Source organism: Actinomadura opuntiae, from assembly GCF_030283205.1.
In the GTDB taxonomy this organism is placed as follows: domain Bacteria; phylum Actinomycetota; class Actinomycetes; order Streptosporangiales; family Streptosporangiaceae; genus Spirillospora.
In genome coordinates this window covers 311,542-335,050 of record NZ_JASNWF010000007.1, presented here as the reverse complement: position 1 = coordinate 335,050, position 23,509 = coordinate 311,542, and the positions used below count along the sequence as shown (strand labels likewise).

Sequence of the window (23,509 nt, the reverse complement as noted above, 5' to 3'; positions counted from 1 at the left end):
GACCGTCCCGGCGAGTTCCGGGATCGCGGTGGACATGGTTGAATTCTCGAATATGTGGCCCTCGTCACAAAGATCCCTCCCGTGGCGGCGGAGCTATCAGCCGGGGGTCCCCGGCGAGGTCGAGATCCCGGACGTGCCCGTCACCCGGCTGCTCGACGACGCCGCGGAACGGCACCCGCGGCGGACCGCGCTGGTCTTCTTCGGGCGGCGGACCGACTACCGGGAGCTGCGGGACGCGGCGGACCGGTTCGCCGACGGCCTGCACCGGCTCGGCGTGCAGCCCGGCGACCGGGTGGCGCTGATCCTGCCGAACTGCCCGCAGCTGGTGATCGCCTTCTACGGCGTGCTGCGCCGGGGCGCGATCGCCGTCCAGCACAACCCGCTGTACACCGAGGAGGAGATGCTGCACCAGCTAGCGGACTGCGACGCCCGCGTCGCGGTCGTCCTGGATCGTTCCTACGCGACGGTGCGGGCGGTGCGGAGCGGGCTGCGGCTGGAGCACATTGTCGTGACGTCGCTGGCCGACTACCTGCCGCCGTTCCGGCGCGCCCTGCTGCGGCTCCCGCTGGTGCAGGCGCAGCGGCAGCGCGCGGCCATGACCGCGGACGTGCCGGACGACCCCGGGATCGTCCCGTTCCGGGAGCTGCAGAAGCCTCCGCGGCGGCAGGTGCGGCAGCTTCCGGTCGACCCCTCGCGGGACCTCGCGGCGATCCAGTACACGGGCGGGACGGAGGGCCGGCCCAAGGGCGCGATGCTGACGCACCGCAACCTCATCGCCAACGCCTGCCAGCAGCACGCCTGGGACCTGGGCGGACGGGAGGGCCAGGACGTGACGCTCGGCGTCCTCCCGCTGTTCCATTCGTTCGGCCTGATGAGCTGCCTCATCGCGCCGGCGATGAAGGCGGGCGCGGTGGTGCTCCTGCCCCGCTTCGACCGCGACAGGGTGCTGCGGGCGATCCGCAAGTACCGTCCGACGGTCTTCCCTGGCGTGCCGACACTGTACGAGCAGGTGCTGGACAGCCCGCGGTTCCGCGCGTCGGACCTGCGCTCGCTGCGCGTGTACATCTGCGGCGCGATGGCGCTCGGGCGGCGGACCCTCGACCGCTTCGCCGAGTTGGGGGCGCACGGGCTGATCCAGTGCTACGGGCTCACCGAGGCGTCCCCGGCCGTCACGGCCAACCCGCTGGGCGGCGGCGCCCGGAACGCGACGGTCGGCCTGCCGCTGCCGATGACCGACGCCGTCATCGTGGACGTGGAGGAGCCGACGCGGGACCTGCCGCCCGGCGAGCCCGGCGAGCTGGTCGTGCGCGGCCCGCAGGTGTTCGCGGGCTACTGGAACGCGCCGCTCGCCACCGCGCAGACCCTGTCGAAGGGCTGGCTGCGCACCGGTGACATCGCGGTGATGGACGAGGACGGTTTCATCACCATCCTGGAACGCCAGCGGGACATGATCAAGGTGAGCGGTTTCAGCGTCTTCCCGTCGGAGGTGGAGAAGGTGCTGCGGCGCCACCCCGCCGTCTACGACTGCGCCGTGGTCGGCGGGCCCGACGAGCGGCGCGGCGAACGCGTCATCGCGCACGTGGTGGAGCATCCCGCCTACCCGTTCTCGGCGGACGAGCTGCGGCGGCACTGCGAGCGCTATCTGTCGCACTACAAGGTGCCGGCCGAATTCCGGCCGCGCACGGACCTGCCCCGCAACGTCCTGGGAAAGGTCATCCGCCGCAAGCTGCGCGACGAGTCGGTGAACTCTCCGGCGTAGGGGGCGCGCGCCGGGTGGTTGACTGTTCCCGTGGAGACCGAGACCGCCCCGTCGGAGCTCTTCGCCCGGCTCGTCGAGATCGGGCGCGACTCGTCCCGTGTCGCCGCGCGCGCTGCGGACGCGCCGCCGGAACCCGAGACGCTGTATGACCGTCACGACGTCCTGGTGGTGCGGGTGGGCGACGTCGTGGTGAAGGCGCACCAACCCGGCCGCGAGTACGGGGAGCCGTTCCTCGACCGCATCAAGGTGGCGGCGTCTCTACCGGACCTCCTGCTGGGGCCGCTCGGTCCGCCGTCGAACGTGGACGGCCGTACGGTGACGCTCTCCCTCTACGGGGATCCGGTGGATCCGCATAAGGAGCTTCCCTGGGAGGACGCCGCGCGGCTTCTGGCCGCGCTCCACTCCACGCCCATGCCGGCGGACGCACCGTCCTGGGGGCGCCCCACGCGAGTGGCCACGCAGGTGGCGCGTTTGGGTGACGGCCCGGCCGAAGACGTGGTGCGGCGCGCGTTCGCCACCCTGCCCGACTGGATCCGCGGTGAGGGGACGGGGAACGCCCGCCCGGAGCGCGCGGAGTGCCTCATCCACGGCGACTGGCATCTCGGCCAGATGGTGCGCGCGCGGGACGGACGCTGGCGGCTGATCGACATCGAGGACCTCGGCAAGGGCGACCCCGCGTGGGACCTGGCCCGCCCCGCCGCGCTGTACCTGTCGGGCGTCCTGCATCCCGGCGAATGGACGCGGTTCCTCGACGCCTACGTCGCGGCCGGCGGTCCCGCGGTGCCCGATGGCGACGCTCCCTGGACGACCTTGGACATTCCGGCGCGAAGTCTGGCGATCCAGATCGCGGCCACGTGCGTCATATCGGCGAGGGAAGGCGATCGGCCATTGGACGGACCGGAGCAGGCGATGGTGGACGCCTGCGGCAGAATCTCCGCGGCGGGGGACGCGGCATGACGTGGCGCGGAACCTGCCCTACATTTAGCCTCTACCTGGGGATCCATAGCGGAAGGATGACAAGGCGATGCACTGCCCTAAGTGTCATGGATTGATGCGGACCTACAACCGCAGCGGCGTCCACATCGAACAGTGCGACAACTGCCGGGGCATCTTCCTCGACTACGGCGAGCTCGAGGCCCTCAGCCAGATGGAGTCCCGCTACCGCGCCGCGCCGCCCCCGCCCGGCTGGGGCGCCCCGGCGGCCTCCGTGCACCACCATCACCACGGCCACCACGCGCCGCACCACGGCAGCGTTTTCCACATGCTCTTCTCGACCTGACGGCCCGCGGCCCGCCCCATCGGAGGCGGGCCGCAGTCACTTCCGGCCGACAGTGCTTCCGGCCGTCGTCACAGGCGCGGGTCGACCGGTTCCGACTCCAGCGCCAGCACGGCGAAGACGGCCTGGTGCACGCGCCACAGCGGCTCCCCGGCGGCGAGCCGGTCGAGGGCCTCGATCCCCAGGGCGTGCTCGCGCATCGCCAGGGAGCGCTTGCGGCCGAGCGACCTGGCGCGGAGCCGGTCGAGGTTCTCCGGTTCGGTGTAGTCCGGCCCGTAGATGATCCGCAGGTATTCGCGTCCCCGGCATTTCACGCCGGGCTGGACCTTCGCGTTCTCCGGGAGCGGGCCGAGCGGTTTGACGACCATCCCCTCCCCGCCCGACGCGGTGAGCTTCTCCCACCATTCGGCCACGGCGGCCTCGGACTCCGGTGCGGCCAGGTCCACGGTCACCGACTCCGTCCGCTGGAGCAGGCCGGTGGGGTCGGCCTCCGCGAGCGCGGCGGCCACGCCCATGTGCCAGTCGTGGTCGCGCGCGACGGCGAGCGAGCGGCCTTCCGCGGCGAGCACCTGGAACGGCGCCAGCCGCACGCCCTTGAGCCCGTCGACGGGCCAGCAGTAGCGCGCGTAGGCGTCGCGGAAGAGCGCGGCGTTGGCGGCGCGCCGGTCGATGTGCTCGCGGAGCCCGCCGACGTCGAGGCCGCGCTCGTGTGCGCGCGCGAGGACGTCCGACGCCATCGGCAGTGCGGCGCGGGCCGCCGCGCCGGTCGCGGCGTACTGGGTGCGGATGAGGTCCATGGCCTTGGCCGACCAGGGCAGCAGCTCGCAGTCCAGCACGAGCCAGCCGGTGTCCAGCTCGTCCCACAGGCCGGCGGCGCCGATCGCGGAACGGACGCGGTCGAGCACCTCCTCGGTCGCGGACGCGTCGCGGAAGAAGGACCGCCCGGTGCGGGTGTAGAGCGCGCCGGTCGTCCCGTCGTCCACGCCGAACCGGGCCTGCGCCACGGACGCGTCGCGGCAGACGACCGCGACGGCGCGCGAGCCCATGTGCTTCTCCTCGCAGATCGCCCGCGCCAGGCCCTTGTCGCGGTAGGCGGCGAGCGCCTGGGCGGGGTGCTCCAGGTGGCCGGGCAGCGGCGAGGTGGCCGCGGGCGCCATCGTGGGCGGCAGGTAGACGAGCCAGCGCGGGTCGACCGCGAACCGGCTCATCACCTCCAGTGCGGCCAGCGCGTTCTCCTCGCGGACGGTGACGCGTCCCATCAGCCGGGTCTCGACGCCCTGGTTGCCGAGGACGTCGTCGATCTTCAGGACGTCGCTCTCGCGGTGCCCGCCGGGCGCCGCTGCCGGCGCCGTCCCCAGCGGGCGCGCCGGCTCGTACCAGACCTGGTGCGCGGGGACGGAGACCAGCTCGCGCTCCGGGTAGCGCAGCGCGGTCAGCTTGCCGCCGAACACCGCGCCGGTGTCCAGGCAGATGGTGTTGTTGATCCATTCGGCGTCCGGGACGGGCGTGTGCCCGTACACGACCATCGCCTTGCCGCGGTAGTCGCGCGCCCACGGGTACCGGACGGGCAGCCCGTACTCGTCGGTCTCCCCGGTGGTGTCGCCGTACAGTGCGAACGAGCGGACGCGGCCCGACGCGCGCCCGTGGTAGTCCTCCTTGAGCCCGGCGTGGGCCACGACGAGGCGGCCGCCGTCGAGGACGTAGTGGCTGATGAGGCCGTCCATGAAGCGGAGCGCGCCGTCGCGGAACTCCTCGGGCTCGGCGCCGAACTGCTCCATCGACTCGGCGAGGCCGTGCGAGAGGCGGATCTTGCGGCCCCTCAGCGCCCGGACCAGCTTCGCCTCGTGGTTCCCGGACACGCACAGCGCGTTCCCGGCCTCGACCATGCCCTTGACGAGCCGGACCACGCCCGGCGAGTCCGGGCCGCGGTCGACCAGGTCCCCGACGAAGACGGCGGTGCGCCCGCCCGGGTGGTTGGCGTCGACGGCGAGGCCCTGCGCGTCCCGGACGGTCTCGTAGCCGAGGTCGCCGAGCAGCTCCTCCAGTTCGGCGCGGCATCCGTGCACGTCGCCGACGATGTCGAAGGGCCCGGTCAGCTCCCGCTTGTCGTTCCAGGCCTTCTCGTACACGATCGTCGCCGCGTCGATCTCCTCGGGCCCGGACAGCACGTAGGAGCGCCGGAACTCGCGGCTCAGCGTCCGCAGCCCGCGGCTCAGCTCGCGCCGCTGGCGCGGGATGACGTGCGGGGGCATGTCCCGGTCGGGGCGGACGGCGTTGCGCTCGGCAGCGAGGCGTTCAGGGACGTCCAGGACTATCGCCACCGACAGCACGTCGTGCTCCTTGGCGAGGCGCAGCAGCGCCTGGCGCGCCTTGCTCTGCACGTTGGTCGCGTCCACCACGGTGAGCAGCCCGCGGCGCAGCCGCTTGGCCACGATGTAGTGCAGCAGGTCGAACGCGTCGCCGGTCGCGGACTGGTCGTTCTCGTCGTCGGACACCATCGCGCGGCAGTGGTCGGACGACACCACCTGCGTCGGCTTGAAGTGCCTGCGCGCGAAGTGCGACTTGCCGGACCCGGTCACGCCGACCAGCACGACGAGCCCCATCTCCGGCACCCGGATCTCGGTCATCGGGTGAACACTCCCATCTGCGTCGGCGCGCCGACCTCGGGGTCGTCGTCTCCGACGGGCACGTGGCGGACGCGGTAGCCGTACGCGGCGGCGACGCGGTCCGTCCAGGCGCGGAACTCCGCGCGGGTCCATTCGAAGCGGTGGTCGGGGTGGCGCATGGCGCCGGGCGCCAGTCCCGCGTAGCGGACGTTGTGCTCGGCGTTGGGCGTCGTCACGACGACGACGCGGGGCGCCGCATGGCCGAACACGACCTGTTCCATAGCGGCGAGCCGCGGCGGGTCGATGTGCTCGACGACCTCCATCAGCACGGCCGCCTCATAGCCGCGGAAGCGTTCGTCGGTGTAGGTGAGGGCGCTCTGGAAGACGTCCTGCACGCGCTTGTTCGGGCGGTGCTGCGGCTTGTCCAGCCTTAGGCGGCGTACCGCTCCTTCCAGCGCGCGGTAGGAGACATCCGTACCGGAGATCTCGCTGAAGAAGTCGTCGCGGACGAGCCGCGCCAGCAGCTTGCCCGACCCGCAGCCGAGGTCGATGACGCGGCGCGCGTCCTCCTCGTGCAGCGCCTGCACGACCGCCTGTATCCGCCGCTCGGACAGGGAGACCGGCGCGTCCTCGTCCGCCGGTGCGCCGTCGTCCGCGCGCGCGGGCTCCTCCTCCACCTCTGCCGGGTCGAGGGCGTCCTCGGGCGCGTCCTCGGCGTCGGCCAGGCGTCCCAGCGCGGCGCGCACCAGCGCGCGCCGGTTGGCGAGGTAACGGCGGGTGATGGCGGCCCGGTCGGGATGCGTTGCGAGCCATCCCTCTCCGGCGCGGATGAGTTTGTCGACTTCGTCCGGCGCCATCCAGTAGTGCTTGGCGTCGTCCAGCACCGGCAGCAGCACGTAGAGCTGGTTGAGGGCGTCGGCGAGGCGCATCCGGCCGGTGAGCGCGAGCGTCACGTACCGGGAGTCGCCCCATTCGGGGAACTCCGAGTCCAGCGGCACGGGCTCTGCCGTCACGTCCCAGCCCAGCGGCGCGAAGAATCGCTCGGCCTGGCCCGGGCCGCCCCGGCACGGCAGCGCCGGAAGCACGATCTCCAGCGGAATCGCGGTCTCCGCAAGCTCGGGCCGCAGATCGCACCTGCCGCGCATGGCGGTGCGGAAGACGTTCGCCATCGCGGACGCCAGCAGGGAGGACGCCGCGTACGGACGGTCGTTGACGTACTGGCCGAGCGAGAAGTCGGGCGTGCCCCTGCCTCGCGTGCGCACGAGCTTGACGGGGTCGACGTCCAGCAGCAGCGCCGCCGTGCAACGCGTCTCGTCCGCGTCGGGATAGAAGACGTGCGCGGTGCCGAAGGACTGCCCGAAGCTCTGCGCGCGCCCGGGGTGCTTGTGCAGGAGGAAGCCCAGATCGGTCGCCTGGTCCAGGGTCGTACTGATGGTCAGAAGCACGTCTCGAGTCTGGCGGAACCGGGTGAGACGGCCCTAATTCATTTTCCGCGGACGGCCGGGCCGGTCAGGAAGCGGCCGTGCGCGTCGAAGGGCCACGGGTTGATCTTGCAGCCCTTGAGGCCGTAGATCTGCTGCATCATCACCGGCGCCGGACGGCCGCGCCCGGGGCAGGTCATGTGGCCGAAGCCCAGCCGGTGGCCGACCTCGTGGTTGATGGTCAGCGCGTGGTACTGGTCGGCCCTGCCCTGGTAGTACTTCGTCAGCAGCAGCCACCGCTTCAGGTTCACGACGACCTGCTTGCCGCCGCTGCAGTTGACCGTGCCGTTCGTGGTCATGCCGTAGGAGCCGCAGATCCTGTCGACGGTCTTCGGCGAGGCGAGCTGCACAACGAAGTCGTACTGGCCGGAGTTGACGCGCTGGAACGCCCATTTCCCACTGGCCGTCCATCCGCGCGGATCGGCGAGGATCCTGTCGACGCTGCGCGCGAACGTCGTGGGGCTCTGCCGCAGGCCGCCCTCCACCTGGACCATGTAGCGCATGATCTTCCCGTGCCCGAACACGCGGCTGCCGGAGGCGGGCAGGAGGAACTTCCCGGTCCCCTTCGTCGGGATGAAGAGCGAGTACCGGGGCTTGACGACGGGCTCGTCGGACGGTTCCGCCTCGACCCGGGCGCTGCTCTCCCCCGTTCCGGGCTCCCGCGTCGGCGCGGGTCCGGTCGCGGGCTTGGACCCGCCGCCGAAGCTCAGGTAGGCCATCGCGCCGAGGCCGGCCACGGTGATCAGCACCAGCGCGGTGACGCCGACGATGACGCCGCGCAGCCGGGACCGCCGGGCGCCCTCGAACTCGCGCTCCAGGTCGTCGCCGAGCCAGTCGCGCGGCTGGGCGCGGTGCGTCGGCGGAGGCATGGGCGGGGTCGGGGGCGCGCCCCGGCGGTGGGACGACGCCCGGCGCCGGCCCTGTCGTGCTCGCGGAGGCCGCGCCGGAGGCTGCGTTGGAGGCTGCATTGGGCAGCCAGCATGCCAGAAGGCGGTCAGAATATGATCATTTTCCACAAATCCCCAGGTAGCGGAACTATCGCTATATCTCTGGCATCTCCCCGACAACCACGAAGCGTGGCGGCGCGGCGGCGAAAAGGGTTTGCGGCGCGCCGCGCGCGACCACCACAATCCGGAGCGACATGAGCAGACACCCCCGCCGGATGGTCGCGCAGGAGACCGTGGCCATCCTCGAACGCGGCGACTACCGCGCCCCGTCGGGGCACACCGTCTCCATCGCCGACAGCCTGGCGCGCTGCGTGCGCGGCACCGTCCTGTACCGCCCGGACGAGCTGGACGACCTCCTCCGCCGGCTCCCCGCGCCCGCGCCCGGCGCCGGCCCGGAGGACGGCGGGAAGACCCGCATCGAGGTGACCGACGAGACCACCCTGGCGGCGGCGGAGCGCCTGCGCGCGCCCGGCAAGGTCCCGATGGCGCTCAACTTCGCCTCGGCCAAGAACCCCGGCGGCGGGTTCCTGAACGGCGCGCACGCGCAGGAGGAGGGCCTGGCGCGCTCGTCCGGCCTGTACCCGTCGCTGCGCGCCGCACCCGAGTACTACGAGTTCCACCGCGCGCAGGGCGACCTGCTCTACAGCGACCACATGATCTACTCCCCCGGCGTGCCGGTGATCCGCACCGACGCGGGGCGGCTGCTGGACGAGCCGTACGAGATCGCGTTCCTGACCTCGCCCGCGCCCAACCGGGGCGCGATCCGCGATCCGGCCACGGCGGAGCGCATCCCCGGGGTGCTGGGCGTGCGCGCGCGCAAGGTCCTCGCGGTGGCGCTGGCCCGCGGGCACGGCCGGCTGGTCCTGGGCGCCTGGGGCTGCGGCGTGTTCCGCAACGACCCCGCCGAGGTCGCCGAGGCGTTCGCCGGGCCGCTCGGGCCGGGCGGCGAGTTCGAGAACCGGTTCGAGCACGTCGTCTTCGCCGTCTGGGAGTCGGCCAAGGACACCCCGAGGCGCAACGCGTTCCAGCGCGTCTTCGGCTAGCCACCGCTACCGGGCGGGCGCGCGGGCTACTTCCCGCCGCCGTCCTCGATGTAGGACGCGATTCCGCGCAGCAGGACGTCGAGGCCGAACTCGAAGCGCTCGGCGCCGCCCTGCTCGGTGAGGTCGTCCACCAGCGAGACGATGTGGGGGTACCGGTCGACCGGCAGGGCCTTGAAGTACTCGCGCAGCTCGGCCACGTACTTGCGGAAGTGCTCCCACGGGTCCTCGTCGCCCTTGAGCGTCGCGGTGTAGAAGGTGTCCTCGATGGCGTCGGCGTCGATGTACATGCCCAGCGTGTCGACGGCGAGCCCGGCGACCTTCGGCGGGACGCCGCCCGCGAGCATGAGGCCGAGCTGCGCCTCGGCGACGGCGAGCAGGTTCGGGCCCGTCGGGATCAGCCCCATGGAGACCTTCGCGATGTCGCGGTGCGAGGTGTAGACGCGGCGGATCTCCATCGCGACCTCCTTCAGCTGCTCGCGCCACCGGGCCGGGTCGGGCTCGGCGGGCAGCGCGATCTCGGCGGCGACGCGGTCGAGCATCAGCTCGCGCAGCTCCTGCTTGTCCGAGACGTGCGCGTACAGGGACGCCGGGCCGGTGCCGAGCTCCTGCGCGACGCGGCGCATGGTGACGGCCTCCAGCCCCTCGGCGTCCAGGACGCCGATCGCCGCCTCCACGACGAGGTCCCGCGTGAGCGGCTGCCGGGACGGGGCGGCCCTGCGGGGCCGCCGGCCCGGTGGCGTCGGCATGTCCGGGCGTGCGCTGGCCACCTCGGGACCTCCCAATTTCGCGATACATCTTGACTATCCGGAAACGCGATATATCTTCTCTACTTGAGAGACAAACCCACGTTACGAACATCGTACTTGACACGAACGCCGTTCCCACCGTAGAACGTTGTTCGTAGTTACGAACGGTGTTCCCCCGATGGAGACGACGATGACCGAGACACTGCAGACCCCCGCGGGGGCCACCGGCACGGCCGGCTACCGCTGGCGCTGGGCCGCCCTCTTCGTGATCCTGGCCGGCGAGGTCATGGACATGCTGGACTCCCTGATCACCAACATCGCCGCCCCCACCATCCGCGCCGAGCTGGGCGGCTCCGCCGCCACCATCCAGTGGCTCGCGGCCGGCTACACCCTCGCCATGGCGGTCGGCGTCATCACCGGCGGCAGGCTCGGCGACCTGTACGGCCGCAAGCAGATGTTCATCGTCGGCGCGGCCGGCTTCACCGCCGGCTCGCTGCTGTGCGGCGTGGCCGTCTCTCCCGGCATGCTGGTCGGCGCCCGGGTGATGCAGGGCCTGTTCGGCGCGCTGATGCTGCCGCAGGGCATCGGCATGATCAAGCAGATGTTCAGCGAGACGGAGATGGGCGCCGCGTTCGGCGCGTTCGGCCCGGTCATGGGACTGTCGTCGGTCGGCGGCCCGGTGCTGGCCGGCTGGCTGATCGACGCCGACCTGTGGGGCACCGGCTGGCGGATGATCTTCCTGATCAACCTGCCGCTCGGCCTGGCCGCCGTGCTCGCCGGCCTGCGCTTCCTGCCCTCCGGCCGGTCCCCGCACGCCTCCCGGCTCGACCTCGCCGGCGCGGCGCTGGCCTCCCTCGGCGCCGGCCTCATGATCTACCCGCTGGTGCAGGGCCGCGAGCTGGACTGGCCCGCCTGGACGTTCGCGATGATCGCGGCGTCCCTGCTCGTCTGGGCGGCCTTCGCCTGGTACGAGGTGCGCAAGCAGCGCGCCGGCGGCGACCCGCTGATCATCCCGAGCCTGTTCCGCAAGCGCGGCTTCACCGGCGGGCTCGTCGTCGGCGTCGTGTTCTTCACCGCCATGGCCGGCACCGGGCTGGTGCTCGCGCTGTTCTTCCAGCTCGGCCTCGGCTTCTCCCCGCTCAAGGCCGGCCTGGCGCAGATCCCGTGGTCGGCCGGCGTCGTCCTCGGCTTCGGCGCGGCCCAGGCCGTCCAGCGGTTCGGCCGCGCGGTCATCCAGGCGGGCGCCCTGGTGATGGCGGCCGGCCTCGCCGGGGTGTTCGTCACGCTGCAGCTGGCGGGCACCGGCGTCACCCCGTGGCAGCTCGTCCCGTCCCTGCTCGTGACCGGGCTCGGCATGGGGACGCTGATGGCGCCGTTCTTCGACATCGCCCTGGCGGGCGTCGAGCCCACGGAGGCCGGTTCCGCCGGCGGCACCCTCACCGCGATCCAGCAGCTCGGCAGCTCGCTCGGCGCCGCCGTCCTCGGCACGGTCTTCTTCGGGCTGCTCGGCGGCCACGTCGCCACCGCCGCCGACGACGGGGCGGCCGGGCTGCGCAGGCAGCTCGCCGCCGTGTCGGTCCCGGCCGCGCAGCAGGAGCGCATCGTGACGGGCCTGCGCGCGTGCGGCCACGACCGGGCCACCGCCAAGGACTCCGCGGTCGTCCCGCCCTCCTGCACGCGGATGCAGGACGACGTCAAGGCCGCGATCGCGGCGGCGCCCGCCGCGGCGCCCGCGATCCAGAAGGCGGTCGCGGCGGACGCGGCGCACTCGGCCAAGGCCGGCTTCACCGGGGCCATGAAGGTCACGCTGTGGATCGTGGTCGGCTTGCTCGGCCTGACGTTCCTGGCCGTGTTCCTGCTGCCGAGGCACGCCCGCCCGCAGGGCGTCGCAGGCGCGCAGCCCGTGGTGGCCGCCTGACGCCCGGCCTCTCGGCTCCGGCGGCTCCCGGCCCGGCATCCCGCGGCCCGACGGCCCGAGGTCACGCGATCCCGGCCCGGCAACCCCGGAGAACGGCCCGCGGCGAGGACGAGCGCTCCAGCACGGAGCGCCCGCCCCGCCGCGGGCCGTTCGCCGTCTCCGCCGGGGACGCCGGGGACGGTGGGGACGCCGCCGTCCGCCGGAGCGGGTCAGAGCTTGGCGAGCACCTCCGACGCCAGCAGCTCCAGGTGGTCCAGGTCGCTCAGGTCGAGGACCTGCAGGTAGATCCGCTCGGCGCCCAGCTCGCCGAACCGGCCGATCTTCTCCACGACCTCGGCCGGGGTGCCCGCCAGGCCGTTCTCCCGCAGCTCGTCGACCTCGCGCCCGATGGCCTCGGCGCGGCGGGCGAGCTCCGCCTCGTCCCGCCCGCAGCACACGACCTGGGCGGCCGAGTAGACGATCGGCTTCGTCCGGCCGGCCTCCTCGCACGCGGCCCGGACCCGGTCGAACGCGCCGCCGGTGTCCTGGACCTGGTGGAACGGCACGTTGTACTCGTCGGCGTAGGCGGCGGCCAGGCGCGGCGTCCGCTTCGGCCCGAAGCCGCCGAGGATCACCGGCGGGCCGCCCGCCTGCGCCGGCTTCGGCAGCGCCGGCGAGTCGGTCAGCGTGTAGTGCTTCCCGGCGAAGGAGAACGTCTCCCCGTTCGGCGTGCCCCACAGGCCGGTGACGATCCGGATCTGCTCCTCGAGCCGCTCGAACCGCTCGTTCAGGCTGGGGAACGGGATGCCGTAGTGGGCGTGCTCCTCCTCGAACCAGCCCGTCCCGATGCCGAAGTCGACGCGGCCGCCGCTCATCTGGTCGACCTGCGCGACCGAGATCGCCAAGGGTCCCGGGTAGCGGAACGTGCCGGCCGTGACCAGCGTGCCGAGCCGGATCCGGCTCGTCTCGCGGGCCAGCGCGCCCAGCGTGACCCAGGAGTCGGTCGGGCCCGGCTCACCGGACACGTCGCCCATCTTGGTGTAGTGGTCCGAGCGGAAGAAGGCGTCGAACCCGAGGTCCTCCGTCGCCTTGGCGACCGACAGCAGTGTTTCGTAGCTGGCCCCCTGCTGGGGCTCGGTGAAGATCCGTAGACGCATGGGTCCATCCTCGTACCCCGGCGTCCGTGCCCGCGCCACCGGACCCCGCCCGCTCCGCCGACCCGCCTCGCCTACGCCTTCTTCGACGGGTGCTTCGGCGCGTGCTTCTTGCTCCCCGCCTTCTTCTGCTTCGACGGGCTCGCCTTCGACGGGCTCTTCTTCGACGGAGCCTTCTTGGACGGGGCCTTCTTCGACGGAGCCTTCTCGGCCGTGAGCCGGGTGCGCACCGACGCGGTGTTGTTGCGGGGGTTGAGGTCCATGGTCGACGAGGTGACCCGCGACCGGTACCTCAGCACCTTCCCGGCCCGGACGTTGCCGGCCGGCATCACCTTGAACCGCAGTGTCCGCGTCTCGCCGGGCCGCAGCGACCCGACCCCGCAGACGAACCCGGTGTCCTCGGGGATGCACGCGACGTTCCCGGCGAGCAGCCGCACCGGTCCGCTCGCGTGGACGAACACGTTCTCGGCGGTGGCCGGGCCCCGGTTGCGGACCTTCATCGCGTACGGGATCGGCGAGCCGGCCCGCGCGGTCGCCGGGGCGGTCTTGGACACGACGAGGTCGGCGGTCCGGGCAACGCGCGCCACGGGGAAGTCGGCGGCGGCGCGCTTGCTGCGCCAGGTGACCGCCGCCGGGATCCGGAGCACCTCGTCCGGCTTGGCGCTCCTGGAGACCTTCGCCCGGATCATCCCGGCGACCGTCTCCCCCGGGCTGACCGCGCCGAGATCGCACTCGACCGTCCATCCGCCGGCCGCGCAGTCGCGCCGTCCGGAGACGAACTCCAGCGACTTCGGCAGCGTCGCGCGGAACACCGCCGGGCCCGCCTTGCCCGGCCCCTTCGCCGTCACGGCGAACGGCCAGTCGTAGGTGCGCCCTGGGATCAGGGTCTTTCCGGGGCCGCTGGTGTGCAGCCGCACCGACCGGGACGGCTTCCTGTGCTTGACGGGCCGCTTGTGCGGCTTGGCGTGCCCCTCGCCCTTGGCGTGCCCCTCGGCCTTGGCGTGGTGGCCGTCCTTGTGGCCGTGCTGCCCCTTGCCGCCCGACGGCCCGGGGCCGTCGGCGTGCGCGGCCGGCAGCTGTGCCGCCCCCAGCAGCGGCGCGGCGGCCAGCACCGCGAGCCCCCGGGCGCCGACGCGCCCCGTCATCTTCCGGATCACCGTGGAACCCCCCTGTGGCCTGCGCCTTCTTGCGGACAGGTCCGTTGTAGCGAGCGCGCGGGGATTCCGCTAGCGCCACGTCGGCGTGTCGTCACCGACAGTCACATCGGGCGGAACGGCCTCTTCTGGGCGATCAACCTCGCGAATCTCCTGCGACGAAAAGGGCACAAGCTGTTGAATCGGCGATGACCTGGATCCGAACCATGGAGTTGACATGGCTGTCTTCGGCGTCGACTACGCGTGGGGACGCCCCGGCGCGGCCGCGCTGGAACGCGCCGGCGTGAAGTTCGCGTGCCGGTACCTCTCGCACGACACCACCGGCAAGAACCTCACCCGCGCGGAGGCCGACGAGCTGTCGGAGGCCGGTCTGTGGCTGGTGGTGGTGTGGGAGACCACCGCGAACCGGGCGCTGGACGGCAGGGCCGCCGGGAAGGCGGACGCGCAGGACGCCGCGAGCCAGGCCGCGTCCTGCGGCATGCCGGGCGACCGGCCCATCTACTTCGCCGTCGACTGGGACGCCTCCGCCTCGCAGCAGGACGAGATCAACGCCTACCTGGACGGCGCCGCGTCCGTCCTCGGCCGCGACCGCGTCGGCCTGTACGCCGGGTACGGCCCGATCAACCGGGCGTTCGACGCCGGGAAGATCACCTACGGGTGGCAGACCTACGCCTGGTCGGGCGGCCGCTGGGACGGGCGCGCCCAGCTCCAGCAGTACTCCAACGACCACACCATCAACGGCGTCGGCCTCGACTACGACCGCGCCGTCAAGGACGACTATGGGCAGTGGCGCGTCGGCGTCTCGCCCGAGGAGGACGACGAAATGCCGAGCTACGTGTCCGTCGGCACGACCAAGGAGCAGCAGCTGCCCGCCGGCCAGTGGACCAACGTCAGCTGGCAGCACGACTACGCCGACTCCGAGCACCAGCACAGCGACGCGGGCGGCCCCAGCATCCTGTGGGGCTCGGCCTACTACTCGCTGACCGCCGCGGTGACCGTCACCGGCGTGCCGGCGGGCACGCTGATCCAGGCCCGCGCGGTCGAGGTCGACGCCGAGGACGAGAGCAAGCTCACCGGCGGGCCCGTCCAGGACTACGTGTCCGCCGGCGACCAGACCCACATCGTGTACTCGCTCGGCGCCGACACCGTGGGTGACGGCTACCGGGTGCGCTTCCAGATCCTGCAGCACGGCGGCGCCGCGGCCAAGGTCGCCACCGGCGGCAGCGCCAAGGTCTTCTTCTGGCGGTAACCGCAGGCGGGGACGCCGCCGGGGGCGCGGTCCCGGCGGCCGGGGTTCAGATCGACCAGGCGCGCCGGTAGGCGGGATGGTCCGCGTACGGCACCGCGAGCAGCCGCACCGTCGTGCACCCTCCCGCCGCGTCCGGCTCGCCGCACCCCGCGCAGGCGCCGCGGCCGTCCGGCCGGTGCAGGTCGAGCAGCAGCCGCTTGGCGCGGACCTCCGCCACCACCCGGGCCGGCGAATGCCGGGCGATGTGCAGTGCGGTGCCCTCCTTGACGAACGGCAGGTCCAGCACGTGGTGCGGCCCGAATCCGGGACGGCTCTGCCACGGGTAGGTGTTGACGCTCCGCATCGAGACGGGCCGCTGGACGTGGTCCATCGGCCGCCGGCCCAGCCTGAGCCGCGCCCCGCTGCCCGGGTCCACCCACTGCCAGCGCTCGTCCCCCGACAGGTCGGGGCCGCCGTTCGGCCGGCTCCGGTAGTCGGCCGCCCAGCGCGCCGTGCTCTCGTCCTCGGCGAGCCGTGCCCGTACGAACTCCACCAGATCGCTCAACGCCGTCCCCATCACCCGGAACCCCACGGACCCGGCACGATCCTGCCACGATCGGGATCCGGGCCGCCGCCGGGACGGATCAGAAGTCGTCGTTGGTGTAGGGGGCCAGCGGGACGGCGAGCGCGGCGTCCAGGCGCTCGGCGGCGCCGGGCGTGCGCTCGGTGACGGCGCCGATGCGGACGAGGGTCGACAGCCGGTTCCCGCCCAGGTAGACCGCGCCGAGATCGGCCGCGCTCAGGGACAGGTCCGGGTCGTCGGCGGTGGGCTCGCAGGCGGGCGCGGCGCCGGTCGTCAGCCGCCACCAGCCGTGGTTGGCGGGGATCCGCGCGTCCGCCACGTCCAGCACGAACGTGCCGGACGACGCCCACGACCTGGCCCGCAGCGCGGCCGGGACCTCGACCAGCCGCAGCCACATGGCGCCGTACGCGCCGGTCACCTTCACCTGGTCGGGGTCGGCGGCCATGTGCGGCAGCAGGTCGTCCACCGGGCGGCTCGGCGCCTTGATCCGCGAGGTCAGGTCGATGCCGGCGAGGTACTGCCACAGCGCGGCCTCGACCCGCGCGTCCGTGGCGACCAGGTCCTCCAGCCGGACGGTCGCGCGACCCGTCCGGTAGATCGCGTAGCCCTCGGGGTGCACCACGACGCGCGGCGCGGTGAGCTGGTCGTCGCTCCGTTCCTCGTCCGGCAGGACGTTGCGGATCCACCATTCCTCGTCGCGCACCAGGCCGCCCGGACGGCGCGCCAGCGCGGCCTCGTGCAGCGGGCCGAGGACGGCGGGCGCGTCGGCGGGGTCGACGAGCCGCAGCGGACGGGGATCGGGCTCGGTGCGCAGCGCCAGCGGGCGGGAGGTGTCGATCTCCAGCTCGACGGCCCGGTCGGCGAGCCCGAAGCCGTAGCGGCCGTAGATCGCGCCCTCGGACGCCCACAGCGCCGCGACCGGACGGCCGGCGGCGGCCGCGTCGGCGTGCATCCGGTCGATCATGGCGGTCAGCACGCCGCGGCGGCGGTGCGTCGGCAGCACGCCGACCGCGGTGACCGCCGAGCAGTCGAGGAGGCCGCCCGGGACGGCCAGCCGCATCGGCAGCGCGGCGAGCTGGCCCGCCCGCACGTCGCCGACGCGGGCGCCGATCCGCTCGGCGCGCCGCATCATCCAGCGCCAGCGCTCGTAGTCGCGCTCCCGGATGGGCTGGTGGAACACCAGGCCGGAGAAGTCGATCATTTGGTCCAGGTCGGTCTCCGGGACGTCCCTGATCTCCAGATCGGTCATTCACCCAGCGTAAGCAGCCCCGCAACCGGTTTTCCGGGCGCGCCCGGGCCGCCCGCGCTCAGCCCCTGACGAGGGTGGCCAGGCACTCCACGTGCTGGGTCATCGGGAAGGCGTCGAAGGCGCGCAGGGTCTCCAGCGTCCAGCCGAGCTCGCTGAAGTAGCCGAGGTCGCGGGCGAGCGTGGCGGGGTCGCAGGACACGTAGGCGATCTTGCGGCCGGCGAGCCGGGTGATGTGCCCGACCACGTCGCGGCCGGCGCCGGCGCGCGGCGGGTCGAGGACGACCACGTCGGCGCGGCGGACGCGCGCCCCGCCCTGGTGCTGGCCGCCGCCGCGCTTGTTCTGCGTCTTGTCCCCGCCGCGGGAGCCGCCGGACGCGCGCCCGAACTCCAGGTCGGCGACGACCTCCTCGACGGCGCCCCGCTCGATCGAGACGTTGCGCAGGTCCCGCAGGTTGAACCGGGCGTCGCGGACGGCCTGCCCGTCGGACTCGATGCCGACGACGAGCCCGTCCGGGCCGATCCGGTCGGCGAGCACACCGGTGAACAGGCCGACGCCGCAGTACAGGTCAAGGGCGATGTCGCCGGGCTTGGGCTCCAGCGCGTCGAGCACGGCGTCGGCGAGCAGCTGCGCCGCGCCCGGGTGGACCTGCCAGAACCCGCTGCCGCTGACCTGGAACATCCGCCCCGACACGCTCTCGCGGACGTACGGCAGGTTCGCGCCGGGCTCGGGCTTGCCGCGCACCAGCCGGACCGGGACGTCCAGCCGGGGCACCCGGATCTTGCGGCGGTCCCGGCCGCGCAGCACGACGAGGCGGTCGCCGGTGGCGGCCGACACGATGCCCTCGACGCCGGACGCGCCGGGCCAGCGCTTGCGCTCGATGCCCATCAGCTCGACGCCGGGGTGCGCGATCAGGCACTCGTCGATCGGCTCGATGTCGTGCGAGCGGTGCCGGCGCAGGCCGACCGCGCCGCCGTCCACGGCGAACTGGACGCGGGTCCGCCAGCCGAGGCCCGGCGGCGGCGTCACCTCGCCGTCCACCGGGTAGGGGACCTCCTCGACGACGACCGTGCGGGTGATCCCGGCGAGCCGGCTCAGCTGCTCCTCGACGACGGCGGCCTTGAGGGCGCGCTGCGCGGGCAGCGAGGCGTGCTGCCAGTCGCAGCCGCCGCAGCGGCCGGGACCGGCGAACGGGCAGGGCGGCTCGACCCGGTCCGGGGACGCCTCGATGATCTCCACGGCGTCGGCGCGCAGGAAGTTCTTCGTGCGGTCGGTGACCCGGGCCCGCACCCGCTCGCCGGGCAGCGCGTGCCGGACGAACACCACGCGCCCCTCGTACCGGGCGACGCAGAACCCCCCGTTGGCGACGTTGCCGACCTCAAGCTCGAGCATCTCGGGCACGTCGTCAAGATCGGTACCGCCCCCCGGGGCGACTTCGTCGCGTTCAGCACTGTTCGAGGGGGGACGACCCCCCACGCCCCCCGGGGCGACTTCGTCGCGTTCAGTCACGGTCGGCAACACTACCGCCGGACGGGCGCGCTTCGACCCGCGGCGGCCGCCGGGACGAGCCCGGGCCGGGCGGCTCCACCCGGCCCTTCAGCCGGTCGGAGGAGTGCAGCTGCCAGGCGACGCTGGTGACCATGACGCCGGGCTGGAACAGCAGCCGGCCCTTCAGCCGCAGCGCGCTCTGGTTGTGCAGGAGCTGCTCCCACCAGTGGCCGACGACGTACTCGGGGATGAAGACGGTGACGACGTCGCGGGGGCTGCGCCGCCGGACGCTCTTGACGTAGGCCAGCACGGGCCGGGTGATCTCCCGGTACGGGGAGTCGAGGATCTTCAGCGGGACCGGCATGTCCAGGGCGTCCCACTCCTGCTGGAGCCGCTGCGACTCCTCGGCGTCCACCGCGACCGTGACGGCCTCCAGCGAGGACGGGCGGGTCGCGCGGGCGTAGGCCAGCGCCCGCAGCGTCGGCTTGTGGATCTTGGAGACGAGGACGATCGCGTGGTTGCGGGCGGGCAGCGCCACGTCCTCCCCGGAGGGGACCAGCTCCTCGGCGACCCGGTCGTAGTGCCGCCGGATCGCCCTCATCAGCAGGAACAGCACCGGCATCGCGATGCACACGATGTAGGCGCCGAGCAGGAACTTGGTGAGCAGCACGACGACGAGGACGATGCCGGTGAGCGTCGCGCCGAAGGCGTTGATGGCGCGGGAGGTGCGCATCCGCCGCCGCTGCGCCGCGTCGGTCTCGGTGGTCAGCAGCCGGTTCCAGTGCCGGACCATGCCGACCTGGCTGACGGTGAAGGAGACGAACACCCCGACGGTGTACAGCGGGATCAGCCGGCTGACGGACGCGTCGTAGGCGTAGATCAGCAGCCCGGCCATGGTGGCCAGGATGATGATGCCGTTGCTGAAGGCCAGCCGGTCGCCGCGGGTGTGCAGCTGGCGCGGCAGGTAGCGGTTCTGCGCGAGCACGGACGCCAGCACCGGGAACCCGTTGAACGCGGTGTTGGCGGCGAGGAACAGGATCAGCGCGGTCATCACGGTGACCAGCCCGAACCCGACCTCGAAGTTGCTGAACACCGAGTGCGCGACCTGGGCGATCACCGGGTCGGCGTCGGTGACCTCCTTGCCGGTGGCCGGGTTGATCAGATGGCTGCCCTGGTCGGGCGCGGCGAACTTGGCGTGCGTGATGTAGGCGAACGCGGTCACCCCGCCGAACATCGTCATCGCGACGACGCCGAGCGCCAGCAGGGTCTTGGCGGCGTTCTCGCCCTTGGGCTTGCGGAACGCGGGCACGCCGTTGCTGATCGCCTCGACGCCGGTGAGCGCCGCACAGCCGGAGGAGAACGCTCTCAGGAGCAGGAACACCAGGGCGAACCCGGCGACGCCCGTCTCGTCCCCGTGGATCTCGTAGTGCGCGGTCTCCGCGTCCAGGTTCGTGCCCAGCACCAGCCGGGCGAGGCCCCACAGCAGCATGGCGACGATCGAGAACATGAACAGGTAGGTCGGGATCGCGAAGGCGACGCCGGCCTCCTTGAGGCCGCGCAGGTTGCCGATGGTGAGCAGCACGACGATGCCGATCGCGACGGCCACCTCGTGCGGCTGCATGAACTTCAGCAGCGCGCCGAGGTTCTCCACCCCGGACGACACCGAGACCGCGACGGTCATGACGTAGTCGACCAGCAGCGCGCTGGCGACGACCACGCCCCAGTTCCCGCCGAGGTTGGTGGTGGCGACCTCGAAGTCGCCGCCGCCGCTCTGATAGGCCCGGACGTTCTGCCGGTAGGAGGCGACCACGGTGAGCAGGATCACCACGACCGCCGCGGCGACCCAGGGGGTGTAGTGGTAGGTCGCGAGACCCGCCGCGGCGAGCGCGAGCAGGATCTCCTGGGGGGCGTACGCCACCGACGACAGGGCGTCGCTGGCGAAGATCGGCAGCGCGACCCTCTTCTTGAGCAGCTGCTCGTGCTGCTGGGCGCTGCTCAGGGCGCGGCCGAGGATCAGCCGCTTCGCAAGGTCCGGAACCTTTGACACGGAAGGAGAGCCTAGCCCGTCCGCCCGGTATGCTCCCCCGCCCCCGGCCACTGGCAGGGCGGGTAGTGCTCGCCTGGGCGGATGTGTAGTTTTGCAGCCCGGCAGGGATCAATCTGGAAAGCGATCCTCGGGTGCAGCACGGCGCCGGCGGACCGGCGGCGGATGCCGTGCACGGCGCGGGGGGTACAGGGGGGACGTCCCCCCTGGACGGAAGAGGGAACGGCCGTGCATATCGTGATCATGGGGTGCGGGCGGGTCGGGTCGACGCTCGCCCACATCCTCGAGGACAAGGGCCATACGGTGGCCATCATCGACCAGAGCCCGGAGGCGTTCCGCCGGCTGCGCAGCGGCTTCAAGGGCCGCCGCATCACCGGGTTCGGCTTCGACCGCGATGTGATCGTCGAGGCGGGGATCGAGAACGCGGACGCGTTCGTCGCCGTCAGCAGCGGCGACAACTCCAACATCATCTCGGCCCGGGTGGCCCGCGAGACGTTCGGCGTCGACAACGTGGTGGCCCGGATCTACGACCCCCGGCGCGCCGAGGTGTACCAGCGGCTCGGCATCCCGACGGTGGCGACGGTCCGCTGGACGGCCGACCAGATCCTGCGCCGGCTGCTGCCCGAGGGCGCCGAGCCGCTGTGGCGCGACCCGACCGGCGCGGTGCTGCTCGCCGAGCTGGACTCGGGGCACCTGTGGGTCGGCGAGAAGGTCGGCGCGCTGGAGGAGCACGCGAACTGCCGGGTGGCGTTCCTGTCCCGGATGGGCGAGGCGCTCGTGCCCGAGCGCAACACGGTGGTCCAGGACGGCGACATCGTGCACATCATCGCGCGCGCGGACGAGGTCGAGCGGATCAACGCCGCGGTCGCGGCGCGGAACGAGGAGGGCGCCTGATGCGGGTCGCGATCGCCGGGGCCGGCGCCGTGGGGCGCTCCATCGCCCAGGAGCTGCTGGAGAACGGCCACGAGGTGCTCCTGATCGACAAGAGCCCGAAGGCCATCAAGGTCGAGATGGTGCCGCGCGCGGAGTGGCTGCTGGCCGACGCGTGCGAGATCTCCGCGCTGGACGACGCGGCGCTGGAGCGCTGCCAGGTGGTGGTCGCCTCGTCCGGCGACGACAAGGTCAACCTGGTGGTGTCGCTGCTGGCCAAGACCGAGTACGGGGTGCCGCGGGTGGTGGCGCGGATCAACCACCCGAACAACGAGTGGCTGTTCAACGAGTCGTGGGGGGTGGACGTCGCGGTGTCCACGCCGCGGCTGCTGTCGGCGCTGGTGGAGGAGGCCGTCAGCGTCGGCGACCTGGTCCGGCTGATGACGTTCCGGCAGGGCGAGGCGAACCTGGTGGAGCTGACGCTGCCCGAGAACGCGCCGCTGGGCGGCGAGCGGGTCGGCTCGGTGAGCTGGCCGCGCGACACGGCGCTGGTCGCGATCCTGCGGGAGGGGCGGGTGCTGGTGCCGACGCCCGACGACACCCTGGAGCCGGGCGACGAGCTGATGTTCGTGGCCAGCCAGGACGTGGAGGACGAGCTGGCGGGGCTGCTCGGCGGCCGATGACGGCCCGGGCGGGATGACGTGCGGAGGGGGACGGGCCGGGCCCGTCCCCCTCCGGCGTGCTCGCGGCCCCGCGGCCGGGCGGTTCAGCCGGTCCGGGGCCCGCCGCGCTCGGCGTCGCCGGCGGGCAGCGGGGTGCGGCCGCGGGCGAGCAGCCACGCCATCGAGGCCAGCGCGGCGACCTGCAGCGGCCAGCCCATCACGATCTTCGCGGGGCCGAGCAGCCCGCTCTGGTCGCCGGCGGCCAGGTAGATCGGGTACTGCACGGCGACCCGCAGCGCGCACGGCAGCACCAGCAGCCAGGTCAGCCGGGAGCACAGCCGCACGATGCCGGGGTCGGCCCGCCAGGCGGTCGGGTCGCCGGTGACCGAGCCGATGATGAACCCGACGATCGGCCAGCGCACCGCGATCGAGAAGATCATCGCGGCGGCGTAGCCGGCGTTCAGCATGATGCCGGGCAGGAACGCGTCCTCGGCCTTGCCGGAGCGCAGCGCGAAGAACGCCGCGATCGCGATGCCGACGAGGCTGTTGAGGACGAACTGCACGCTGGTGCGCTGCACGACGCGGACGACCAGCAGGACCAGCGCCGCGCCGATCCCGACGCCGACGGCGAGCTTGATGTCCTCGGCGGCGACGTAGGTCGCTGTGAAGCCGATGGTGGGCACGGCCGCCTCGACCATGCCGCGGACGCCGCCGAGCGCCTTGGTGAGCTGGGCGCGCACCGCCGCCTCGACGGTGTCGTGCGCGCTGCCGCCGGGCGCGGCCGCGGGGCCGGACGCGTCGGCGCCGGCCGCCGTCTCTGTCGCTTCCCGTTCGCTCACATCGCACTCCAGGCCGTGGCGCTGCGCGGGACGTCCCCCGGGACCGCGGGGTGCGGCCGGGTCAGGAGCCGCCGCGCAGCTCGTATCGCGGATTGAACATGACCTTGCGCCCGTCCTGCACGCTGACCAGCCCCTCGGCGCGCAGCCGGCGGCCCGGGTCGATGCCGGCGATCCGCCGCCGGCCGAGCCAGACCAGGTTGATCACGTCGGTGCCGTCGTAGAGCTCGGCCTCCAGCGCGGGGGCGCCGCCCCGGGGCCGGAGGGTCACCGTACGCAGCGTACCCGCCACGCAGTGCCGCTTGCGCGCCGAACATGCGGTGATGGGGGTCGCGCCCTCGTCACCGGTCGTCTTCTGCAGTTCCTCGGCTTCGAGCTCGGCCTTGCTCGCCCCCATGCGCCGCAGGAAGCGCCGCAGTCCGCCCTTGCCCCGTTCCGGCGGGGCCGGGTCGGTCTCCGGCGGGGTGCCGGCCGAAACGTCGTCCATA

20 protein-coding genes are annotated in these 23,509 nt (G+C 72.9%); 8 read left to right on the top strand and 12 right to left on the bottom strand.

From position 1 onward, the window contains the following. Positions 1-133 precede the first annotated feature (133 nt). The 3 genes from QP089_RS17605 to QP089_RS17595 all read left to right on the top strand — a co-directional run bounded on the left by QP089_RS17605 (position 134) and on the right by QP089_RS17595 (position 3,038). Positions 134-1,759 (top strand): AMP-binding protein, encoded by a 1,626-nt coding sequence (locus tag QP089_RS17605; RefSeq protein ID WP_285912701.1) that lies wholly within the window; start codon positions 134-136, stop codon positions 1,757-1,759. Positions 1,760-1,789: 30 nt separating this feature from the next. Continuing rightward, the gene (locus QP089_RS17600; RefSeq protein ID WP_285912700.1) at positions 1,790-2,716 is read left to right on the top strand and encodes a phosphotransferase family protein; all 927 of its coding nucleotides are present in this window, start codon (positions 1,790-1,792) and stop codon (positions 2,714-2,716) included. Between the two features lie 67 nt (positions 2,717-2,783). Continuing rightward, positions 2,784-3,038: a TFIIB-type zinc ribbon-containing protein gene (locus tag QP089_RS17595; RefSeq protein ID WP_446474046.1), complete on the top strand. Its 255-nt coding sequence runs from the start codon at positions 2,784-2,786 to the stop codon at positions 3,036-3,038. 68 nt (positions 3,039-3,106) lie between these two features. On the opposite strand, the gene QP089_RS17590 is transcribed toward QP089_RS17595, so the two are convergent. Genes QP089_RS17590 through QP089_RS17580 form a run of 3 tightly spaced genes read right to left on the bottom strand, consistent with a single transcriptional unit; the run spans position 3,107 to position 7,991 of the window. Further along, complete coding sequence (locus tag QP089_RS17590; RefSeq protein ID WP_285912698.1) at positions 3,107-5,662, bottom strand: polynucleotide kinase-phosphatase; 2,556 nt, start codon at positions 5,660-5,662, stop codon at positions 3,107-3,109. Continuing rightward, a complete protein-coding gene (locus QP089_RS17585; RefSeq protein ID WP_285912697.1) occupies positions 5,659-7,086 on the bottom strand; it encodes a 3' terminal RNA ribose 2'-O-methyltransferase Hen1 in 1,428 nt (475 codons plus the stop codon). Before QP089_RS17585 ends, QP089_RS17590 begins: the two co-directional genes overlap by 4 nt. 38 nt (positions 7,087-7,124) lie before the next feature. After that, the gene (locus tag QP089_RS17580) at positions 7,125-7,991 is read right to left on the bottom strand and encodes a DUF3152 domain-containing protein (protein ID WP_285912696.1); all 867 of its coding nucleotides are present in this window, start codon (positions 7,989-7,991) and stop codon (positions 7,125-7,127) included. A gap of 272 nt (positions 7,992-8,263) precedes the next feature. On the opposite strand from QP089_RS17580, the gene QP089_RS17575 reads away from it, so the two are divergent. Next, positions 8,264-9,112, top strand: coding sequence for a TIGR02452 family protein (locus tag QP089_RS17575; protein ID WP_285912695.1), 849 nt, complete (start codon positions 8,264-8,266; stop codon positions 9,110-9,112). A gap of 26 nt (positions 9,113-9,138) precedes the next feature. Here QP089_RS17575 and QP089_RS17570 read toward each other — a convergent pair whose 3' ends face one another. Beyond that, on the bottom strand, positions 9,139-9,879 hold the full coding sequence (locus QP089_RS17570; RefSeq protein ID WP_285912694.1) for a TetR/AcrR family transcriptional regulator C-terminal domain-containing protein: 741 nt from the start codon (positions 9,877-9,879) through the stop codon (positions 9,139-9,141). A gap of 169 nt (positions 9,880-10,048) precedes the next feature. Between QP089_RS17570 and QP089_RS17565 the strand changes: the two genes are divergently transcribed. Then, positions 10,049-11,776, top strand: a complete 1,728-nt coding sequence (locus QP089_RS17565) for an MFS transporter (RefSeq protein WP_285912693.1) — start codon at positions 10,049-10,051, stop codon at positions 11,774-11,776. Positions 11,777-11,985: 209 nt separating this feature from the next. On the opposite strand, the gene QP089_RS17560 is transcribed toward QP089_RS17565, so the two are convergent. Next, the gene (locus tag QP089_RS17560; protein ID WP_285912692.1) at positions 11,986-12,912 is read right to left on the bottom strand and encodes an LLM class F420-dependent oxidoreductase; all 927 of its coding nucleotides are present in this window, start codon (positions 12,910-12,912) and stop codon (positions 11,986-11,988) included. Positions 12,913-12,983: 71 nt separating this feature from the next. Further along, entirely contained in the window at positions 12,984-14,054 is a 1,071-nt protein-coding gene (locus QP089_RS17555) for a hypothetical protein (RefSeq protein WP_285912691.1), read from the bottom strand. 226 nt (positions 14,055-14,280) lie between these two features. Here QP089_RS17555 and QP089_RS17550 point away from each other — a divergent pair, with 226 nt between their 5' ends. Beyond that, positions 14,281-15,312, top strand: coding sequence for a glycoside hydrolase domain-containing protein (locus QP089_RS17550; RefSeq protein WP_285912690.1), 1,032 nt, complete (start codon positions 14,281-14,283; stop codon positions 15,310-15,312). A gap of 46 nt (positions 15,313-15,358) precedes the next feature. Here QP089_RS17550 and QP089_RS17545 read toward each other — a convergent pair whose 3' ends face one another. The 4 genes from QP089_RS17545 to QP089_RS17530 all read right to left on the bottom strand — a co-directional run bounded on the left by QP089_RS17545 (position 15,359) and on the right by QP089_RS17530 (position 20,656). Further along, the gene (locus tag QP089_RS17545; RefSeq protein WP_285912689.1) at positions 15,359-15,856 is read right to left on the bottom strand and encodes a DUF6221 family protein; all 498 of its coding nucleotides are present in this window, start codon (positions 15,854-15,856) and stop codon (positions 15,359-15,361) included. A gap of 79 nt (positions 15,857-15,935) precedes the next feature. Beyond that, a complete protein-coding gene (locus tag QP089_RS17540; protein WP_285912688.1) occupies positions 15,936-17,123 on the bottom strand; it encodes a GNAT family N-acetyltransferase in 1,188 nt (395 codons plus the stop codon). A 58-nt stretch (positions 17,124-17,181) separates the two neighbouring features. After that, entirely contained in the window at positions 17,182-18,513 is a 1,332-nt protein-coding gene (locus QP089_RS17535; RefSeq protein WP_285912821.1) for a class I SAM-dependent RNA methyltransferase, read from the bottom strand. 109 nt (positions 18,514-18,622) lie between these two features. Further along, on the bottom strand, positions 18,623-20,656 hold the full coding sequence (locus QP089_RS17530) for an APC family permease (protein ID WP_285912687.1): 2,034 nt from the start codon (positions 20,654-20,656) through the stop codon (positions 18,623-18,625). A 225-nt stretch (positions 20,657-20,881) separates the two neighbouring features. Here QP089_RS17530 and QP089_RS17525 point away from each other — a divergent pair, with 225 nt between their 5' ends. Both QP089_RS17525 and QP089_RS17520 read left to right on the top strand, forming a co-directional pair. Further along, positions 20,882-21,547 (top strand): potassium channel family protein, encoded by a 666-nt coding sequence (locus tag QP089_RS17525; RefSeq protein ID WP_285912686.1) that lies wholly within the window; start codon positions 20,882-20,884, stop codon positions 21,545-21,547. Beyond that, positions 21,547-22,206, top strand: a complete 660-nt coding sequence (locus QP089_RS17520; RefSeq protein WP_285912685.1) for a potassium channel family protein — start codon at positions 21,547-21,549, stop codon at positions 22,204-22,206. Before QP089_RS17525 ends, QP089_RS17520 begins: the two co-directional genes overlap by 1 nt. An 83-nt stretch (positions 22,207-22,289) precedes the next feature. Here the strand turns inward: QP089_RS17520 and QP089_RS17515 are convergent, their stop codons facing one another. Together QP089_RS17515 and QP089_RS17510 are read right to left on the bottom strand one after the other, a co-directional pair. Next, positions 22,290-23,024: a DUF3159 domain-containing protein gene (locus QP089_RS17515; protein WP_446474045.1), complete on the bottom strand. Its 735-nt coding sequence runs from the start codon at positions 23,022-23,024 to the stop codon at positions 22,290-22,292. A 61-nt stretch (positions 23,025-23,085) separates the two neighbouring features. Then, entirely contained in the window at positions 23,086-23,508 is a 423-nt protein-coding gene (locus QP089_RS17510) for an OB-fold nucleic acid binding domain-containing protein (protein ID WP_446474044.1), read from the bottom strand. Between the last annotated feature and the right edge of the window lies 1 nt (position 23,509).

Excerpts from the sequence above, each read along its gene's own strand:
- QP089_RS17595 (WP_446474046.1), top strand. The coding sequence starts at position 2,784 with ATGCACTGCCCTAAGTGTCATGGATTGATGCGGACCTACAACCGCAGC.
- QP089_RS17590 (WP_285912698.1), bottom strand. The coding sequence starts at position 5,662 with ATGACCGAGATCCGGGTGCCGGAGATGGGGCTCGTCGTGCTGGTCGGC.
- QP089_RS17580 (WP_285912696.1), bottom strand. The coding sequence starts at position 7,991 with ATGCCTCCGCCGACGCACCGCGCCCAGCCGCGCGACTGGCTCGGCGAC.
- QP089_RS17575 (WP_285912695.1), top strand. The coding sequence starts at position 8,264 with ATGAGCAGACACCCCCGCCGGATGGTCGCGCAGGAGACCGTGGCCATC.
- QP089_RS17565 (WP_285912693.1), top strand. The coding sequence starts at position 10,049 with ATGACCGAGACACTGCAGACCCCCGCGGGGGCCACCGGCACGGCCGGC.
- QP089_RS17560 (WP_285912692.1), bottom strand. The coding sequence starts at position 12,912 with ATGCGTCTACGGATCTTCACCGAGCCCCAGCAGGGGGCCAGCTACGAA.
- QP089_RS17555 (WP_285912691.1), bottom strand. The coding sequence starts at position 14,054 with ATGACGGGGCGCGTCGGCGCCCGGGGGCTCGCGGTGCTGGCCGCCGCG.
- QP089_RS17550 (WP_285912690.1), top strand. The coding sequence starts at position 14,281 with ATGGCTGTCTTCGGCGTCGACTACGCGTGGGGACGCCCCGGCGCGGCC.
- QP089_RS17540 (WP_285912688.1), bottom strand. The coding sequence starts at position 17,123 with ATGACCGATCTGGAGATCAGGGACGTCCCGGAGACCGACCTGGACCAA.
- QP089_RS17535 (WP_285912821.1), bottom strand. The coding sequence starts at position 18,513 with ATGCTCGAGCTTGAGGTCGGCAACGTCGCCAACGGGGGGTTCTGCGTC.
- QP089_RS17520 (WP_285912685.1), top strand. The coding sequence starts at position 21,547 with ATGCGGGTCGCGATCGCCGGGGCCGGCGCCGTGGGGCGCTCCATCGCC.
- QP089_RS17510 (WP_446474044.1), bottom strand. The coding sequence starts at position 23,508 with ATGGACGACGTTTCGGCCGGCACCCCGCCGGAGACCGACCCGGCCCCG.